This window comes from Nonomuraea sp. NPDC049784, assembly GCF_040659615.1.
GTDB lineage: Bacteria > Actinomycetota > Actinomycetes > Streptosporangiales > Streptosporangiaceae > Nonomuraea.
Map to the genome: position 1 here is coordinate 1 of NZ_JBFAMX010000567.1, position 6,680 is coordinate 6,680.

Annotated in this window: 4 protein-coding genes; all 4 read left to right on the forward strand. The window is 67.3% G+C overall.

The genetic code is table 11. From position 1 onward, the window contains the following. Window positions 1–628 precede the first annotated feature (628 nt). The 4 genes from AB0J09_RS52025 to AB0J09_RS52040 all read left to right on the forward strand — a co-directional run bounded on the left by AB0J09_RS52025 (window position 629) and on the right by AB0J09_RS52040 (window position 6,267). The gene (locus AB0J09_RS52025) at window positions 629–1,261 is read left to right on the forward strand and encodes an ATP-dependent Clp protease proteolytic subunit (protein WP_360709228.1); all 633 of its coding nucleotides are present in this window, start codon (window positions 629–631) and stop codon (window positions 1,259–1,261) included. A gap of 11 nt (window positions 1,262–1,272) precedes the next feature. Further along, window positions 1,273–1,896, forward strand: a complete 624-nt coding sequence (locus AB0J09_RS52030) for an ATP-dependent Clp protease proteolytic subunit (protein ID WP_360709230.1) — start codon at window positions 1,273–1,275, stop codon at window positions 1,894–1,896. Between the two features lie 183 nt (window positions 1,897–2,079). Next, on the forward strand, window positions 2,080–3,363 hold the full coding sequence (clpX, locus tag AB0J09_RS52035) for an ATP-dependent Clp protease ATP-binding subunit ClpX (protein WP_360709233.1): 1,284 nt from the start codon (window positions 2,080–2,082) through the stop codon (window positions 3,361–3,363). A gap of 339 nt (window positions 3,364–3,702) precedes the next feature. Beyond that, window positions 3,703–6,267, forward strand: coding sequence for a valine--tRNA ligase (locus AB0J09_RS52040; protein ID WP_360709236.1), 2,565 nt, complete (start codon window positions 3,703–3,705; stop codon window positions 6,265–6,267). Window positions 6,268–6,680: the final 413 nt, after the last annotated feature.

Consider the following 6,680-nt stretch of genomic DNA (forward strand, 5'->3'; position numbering starts at 1 on the left):
GGTGCGCTCGCCCAGCCCAGTTGCAGTCGTGCCGCGCACGCAGGCGCCGGCCCGCAGTTCCGTCGCGCTTGCATGGCCCGGCGCCGGCACGGCGCGGGACGCACCGTTCCACGCCCGGCGCATGCATGGCATGGCACAGCCGGGGTCACACCGTCCGGTGCCCCCGTGCCACCCGCTGTGTGGTGCGCTCGCCTGCCTGAGATCCTGTACGGGCGGGCGGGCGCTGGGGCTCCGGGCGCCCGCGGCCACGGCCGCGCCCAGGGCCGCCTCCTCAAACTCGCCCGCCTCTGCGGTGGGGCGAAAATCCCCTGGGTACGGGCGGGCACGCCGTACAAGGCCCTCAGAGGGCTCGTGGGGATCCGGGAGCTCCGACGGCGGTCGTGCGGCGCCGGTGACCGGTAACCCGGCCAGCCGGACGTTCCAGAGCGTCCTAGGGAGCCATCGCCCCAGGACGATGGCACGGACATCGGGACGGAACGGGTGAGGTCGGGCCGAGGATAACAGGCATAGGCTTGTCCGAACCTGCGCCGACAGCGAACAGTACGGGGGACCGGGCATGACCTGTGCGCAGCGCGCGTTAAGGTCACAAGCAAAGCCAATCGATAACGACGCATCGGAAGGTGACGCTGTGACCAGCCCGCCGACCTTCTATCAGCCTGAGTCGCGAGGCCGTGAGAACGGCTCGTCCTTCCGGCTTGAGGATCAGCTTTACCAGCGCCTGCTCCGGGAGCGCATCATCGTGCTCGGCCAGGAAGTCAACGACGAGATCGCCAATCGCATCTGCGCCGAGCTACTGCTGCTCGCGGCCGACGACCCCGACCGCGACATCACGCTTTACATCAACTCGCCGGGCGGCTCGGTGAGTGCAGGCATGGCCATCTACGACATGATGGAATATGTGCCGAACGACGTGTCCACGGTCGTGATGGGCATGGCCGCCTCGATGGGGCAGTTCCTGCTCACCGCGGGCGCCAAGGGCAAGCGTTACTCCCTGCCCCACGCCAGGGTCATGATGCACCAGCCGTCGGGCGGCATCGGCGGCACCGCCGCCGACATCGCCATCCAGGCCGAACAGATGCTCTACGTGAAAAAGACGCTCGCCGAGCGGATCGCTTTCCACACCGGCCAGCCGCTGGAGCAGATCGAGGCCGATTCCGACCGCGACCGCTGGTTCACGGCCGAGGAAGCCCAGGACTACGGCTTCATCGATCACGTGGTGCGCAGCGCGCGGCAGGTGCCCTCGCAGGGCCCCGTCTCTTAGGGGGAGCTGAAGTGGATATCAACAGCCGCTACATCATTCCGGAGTTCACGGAGCGCACCTCTGTCGGTGTGAAGACCCACAACCCGTACACCAAGCTCTTCGAGGACCGCATCATCTTCCTCGGAGTGCAGATCGACGACGCGTCGGCCAACGACGTGATGGCCCAGCTGCTGACGCTGGAGTCGCTCGATCCCGACCGTGACATCAGCATCTACATCAACTCGCCGGGTGGTTCCTTCACCGCCATGACGGCGATCTACGACACGATGCAGTTCGTCCGGCCGGAGATCCAGACGGTCTGCCTGGGCCAGGCGGCCTCGGCTGCGGCCGTGCTGCTGGCCGGCGGCACCCCGGGCAAGCGGTTCGCGCTGCCCAACGCCCGGGTGCTGATCCACCAGCCGTCCACCGAGGGCGGCGGCCAGGGCAGCGACATCGAGATCCAGGCCCGCGAGATCCTTCGCATGCGCAATCTCCTTGAGGAGATCGTGGCGAGGCACGCCGGCAAGACCCCCGCCCAAGTCCGCAAGGACATCGAACGCGACAAAATTCTCAACGCGGACGAGGCAAAGGCGTATGGTCTGATCGATGACATCATCCCGTCCAGGAAGAAGCGCGCTCAGGCCGTGGCTTCCTGACGAGACGTGACGCACCGGAGCGCTGCCCAATAGGGCACGTTCCGGTGCGACTCGCCGCTAGGGGGCTCACTGAGGGCCCAGAAGACGGTAACGTCGAAACCTGAGCGGTTCGGCCTAGTCCGGAGGATGTCCGGAGACACTGCTCGCGGCAGCAGGGCGGTCCCACGCAAAGGAGTATCTGGGGTGGCACGCATCGGCGACGGGGGAGACCTGCTGAAGTGCTCTTTCTGCGGGAAGAGTCAGAAGCAAGTCAAGAAGCTCATTGCCGGGCCAGGCGTCTACATCTGCGATGAGTGCATTGATCTCTGCAACGAGATCATTGAGGAGGAGCTCTCCGAGTCCTCCGAGCTCAAGTGGGACAACCTGCCCAAGCCGAGGGAGATCTACGAGTTCCTCGACGCCTACGTCATCGGTCAGGACAAGGCGAAGAAAGCACTCTCAGTGGCGGTCTACAACCACTACAAGCGGGTGCAGTCCGGCGACCGGGGCAGAGACGACGGCCTGGAGCTGGCCAAGAGCAACATCCTGCTGCTCGGCCCGACGGGCTCGGGCAAGACGCTGCTGGCGCAGACCCTGGCGAAGATGCTCAACGTGCCCTTCGCCATCGCTGACGCCACCGCGCTGACCGAGGCGGGATACGTCGGCGAGGACGTGGAGAACATCCTCCTCAAGCTCATTCAGGCCGCCGACTACGACGTCAAGAAGGCCGAGACCGGCATCATCTACATCGACGAGGTCGACAAGATCGCCCGCAAGAGCGAAAACCCGTCGATCACGCGTGACGTCTCGGGCGAGGGCGTGCAGCAGGCGCTGCTGAAGATCCTGGAAGGCACCACGGCCAGCGTGCCGCCGCAGGGCGGCCGCAAGCACCCGCACCAGGAGTTCATCCAGATCGATACGACCAACGTGCTGTTCATCTGCGGCGGTGCCTTCGCCGGTCTGGAAAAGATCATCGAGTCGCGCATCGGGCGTAAGGGCATCGGCTTCAACGCCATCATCCGGTCGAAGGAAGAGGTCGACACGGCCGACATCTTCGGCGACGTCATGCCGGAAGACCTGCTGAAGTTCGGCATGATCCCCGAGTTCGTCGGGCGCCTGCCGGTCATCACCTCGGTGCACAACCTCGACCGCGAGGCGCTCATCCAGATCCTCACCGAGCCCCGCAACGCGCTGGTCAAGCAGTACCGCAAGCTGCTCGAGCTCGACGGGGTCGAGCTGGAGTTCACCGACGGCGCCCTCGAGGCCATCGCCGACCAGGCCATCCTGCGCGGCACCGGCGCCCGCGGGCTGCGCGCCATCCTGGAGGAGGTGCTGCAGTCCGTCATGTACGAGGTGCCGTCGAGGCAGGATGTCGCCCGGGTGGTCATCACCCGCGAGTCGGTGCTCGAGCACGCGATCCCGACGCTCGTCCCGCGCGACCAACTCGCCGCCAAGCAGCAGCGCGCCCCGCGCGAGAAGTCGGCCTGAGCCGGCGCGAAAGGCCTACCGAGCGCCCCGTGGCAATGCGCCACGCGGGCGCTTTCGGCGTTCTGAGCCCCGCACACCCTCCCGCTCCCGAGCCCTCTCGCGTCCTCCGCGTCTGAGCTCTCTCGCGCTTGCCAGCCTCCAAACCCTCTCGTATCCGCTCGCCTCTGAGCCTTCCCTCGCACGATGGGCGTTGCCGCGTATGGCGGCGCCTTCGGCGTATCAGGATGCTCGGACGCGACGGGGACTTCGGCCGCGCTGACGGGCTGACGCTCGACGGGATGAGCCCGCCTTCGGGGTACGGGGCCTTTCCGCTTGTCGGCCTCCCTAGAATTGGTCACTGTGACAACGCCAGAGCTGCCTACCCAATACACGCCGGCCGACGTCGAGACCCGTAGCTACGAGCGCTGGGTATCCGAAGGCTATTTCACCGCCGATCCAGGCAGCTCGCGCGTGCCGTACAGCATCGTCCTGCCTCCGCCCAACGTGACGGGCGTCCTGCACATCGGGCACGCGCTCGACCACTCCATCCAGGACGCGCTGACGCGGCGCTCCCGCATGCAGGGGCGCGAGACCCTCTGGCTGCCCGGCATGGACCACGCCGGCATCGCCACCCAGAACGTCGTCGAGCGCGAGCTGGCCAAGCAGGGCAAGTCGCGGCACGACCTCGGGCGCGAGGCGTTCGTCGAGCGGGTCTGGGAGTGGAAGGAGGAGTCCGGTGGCCGGATCCTCGGCCAGATGCGCAAGCTCGGCGATGGCGTCGACTGGTCGCGCGAGCGGTTCACGATGGACACGGGGCTCTCGCGGGCCGTGCAGACGATCTTCAAGAAGCTGTTCGACGACGGGCTGATCTACCGCGCCGAGCGGATCATCAACTGGTGCCCGCGCTGCCTGACCGCGCTCTCCGACATCGAGGTGGAGCACAGCGACGACGAGGGCGAGCTGGTCTCGATCCGCTACTCCGACGAGATCGTGGTGGCCACCACGCGCGCCGAGACCATGCTCGGCGACACGGCCGTGGCGGTCCACCCCTCGGACGAGCGGTACGCGCACCTGGTCGGCACGATGGTGGAGCTGCCGCTGACCGGCCGCATGATCCCCGTGGTTGCCGACGAGCACGTCGACCCCGCCTTCGGCACCGGCGCGGTCAAGGTGACGCCCGCCCACGACCCCAACGACTTCGAGATCGGACGGCGCCATTCCCTGCCGTCGCTGACCGTCATGGACGAGCGCGGCGTCATCACCGCGCACGGCCCGTTCCAGGGCCTCGACCGCTTCGAGGCCAGGCCCGCCGTCGTGGCGGCGCTCCGCGCCGAGGGGCGGATCGTCGCGGAGAAGCGCCCCTACCTCCACTCCGTCGGCCACTGCTCGCGCTGCAAGACCGTCGTCGAGCCCAGGCTGTCGCTGCAGTGGTTCGTGAACGTCGGGCCGCTGGCCAAGGCGGCGGGCGACGCCGTTCGTGACGGACGCACCCGCATCCACCCGCCCGAGCTGGCCAAGCGCTACTTCGACTGGGTCGACGACATGCACGACTGGTGCATTTCCCGCCAGCTCTGGTGGGGGCACCGCATTCCGGTCTGGTACGGGCCGGAGGGCGAGGTCGTGTGCGTGGGCCCTGACGAGGATCCGCCCGCCGGCTACACGCAGGACCAGGACGTGCTCGACACCTGGTTCTCCTCGGCGCTGTGGCCGTTCTCGACGCTCGGCTGGCCGGACGCCACGCGCGAGCTGGAGCGCTTCTATCCGACCTCCGTGCTGGTCACCGGCTACGACATCCTGTTCTTCTGGGTCGCCAGGATGATGATGTTCGGGCTGTACGCGATGGACGGCGAGCCGCCGTTCCGCACCGTCGCGCTGCACGGCATGGTCCGCGACCAGTACGGCAAGAAGATGTCCAAGTCGTTCGGCAACGTGGTCGACCCGCTCGACTGGGTCGAACGCTTCGGCGCCGACGCCACCCGCTTCACCCTGCTGCGTGGTGCCAACCCCGGCGCCGACGTCGCGGTGAGCGAGGAGTGGGCGGCCGGCTCCCGCAACTTCTGCAACAAGATCTGGAACGCCACCCGGTTCGCCCTGATGAACGGCGCGGCCGTGGGGTCGCTGGAGGGGGCCGAGCTGACGGCGGCCGACCGCTGGATCCTGTCGCGGCTGCAGGCCGTGGTGGGGGCCGCGGACGCGGCTTTCGAGGAGTTCGAGTTCGCCAAGGCGTCCGACCTGCTCTACCACTTCGCGTGGGACGAGGTCTGCGACTGGTATCTGGAGCTGGCCAAGATCCAGCTCGCGGAGGGACTCGAGCACACCCGGCTGGTGCTCGGCCACGTGCTCGACGCGCTGCTGCGGCTGCTGCATCCGCTGGTGCCGTTCGTGACCGAGGAGCTGTGGCGGGCCGTGACGGGCGGTGAGTCGATCGTCGTGTCGCCGTGGCCGACCGTAGACGCCCGCTACACGGACGCCTCGGCCGAGGCGGAGATCGGGGCGCTACAGGAGCTGGTGACGGAGGTCCGCAGGTTCCGTTCGGACCAGGGGCTCAAGCCCGGCCAGAAGGTGGCCGCCCGGCTCGGGCTGGCGGGCACTCTGCTGGCCGGCCAGGAGACCGCGGTCCGCGCGCTGCTGCGCCTCACCGAGCCGGCGGAGTCGTTCAGCGCCACGGCGAGCTTCTCGGTGGGCGGGGTGACCGTGGAGATCGACACCGCGGGTGCCATCGACGTCGAGGCCGAGCGCAAGCGGCTGGAGAAGGACCTGGCGGCCGCGCACAAGGAGGCCGCACAGGTGGCCGCCAAGCTGGGCAACGAGCAGTTCATGGCCAAGGCGCCGGAAGCGGTGGTTGCCAAGGTCAGAGACCGGGCTGAGCAGGCGTCCGCGGACATCGCGCGGCTCGAGGCGCAGCTTGCCGGGCTCAGTGTTTGAACCATACGGACGCGGGGAAGGTCCATTCGTTACCTAAGATGGACCTTCGACGCCGTCGGGGCTGCTATCGTTTTCAACGTAGGGCGGTAGCCCTGACACACCCCTCCTGATGATCCCCGACTTTCGGGCAGTCCAGCCGCATGGTTGGACAAGACGCGAAAGTTGGAGTAAGTTAGCAGGGTTGCCTCGAAGAGGGGCGAGTCCGGAAGCTCCCGGATCGGGCGGTTTGACAAGGATCGTCCGGATCGGGTAGGCTGATGGAAGTGAGATGTGAGCCTCGGAGCCTGGGGTCCTTAGAAGGATTCCGGCGGATGATGTGCGTCCGTTTCTTGAGAACTCAACAGTGTGTTAAAAGCCAGTGCATGAGATTTACATGCATGACCCCGTCTTTTTGACGGATAGCTCGGATTGAT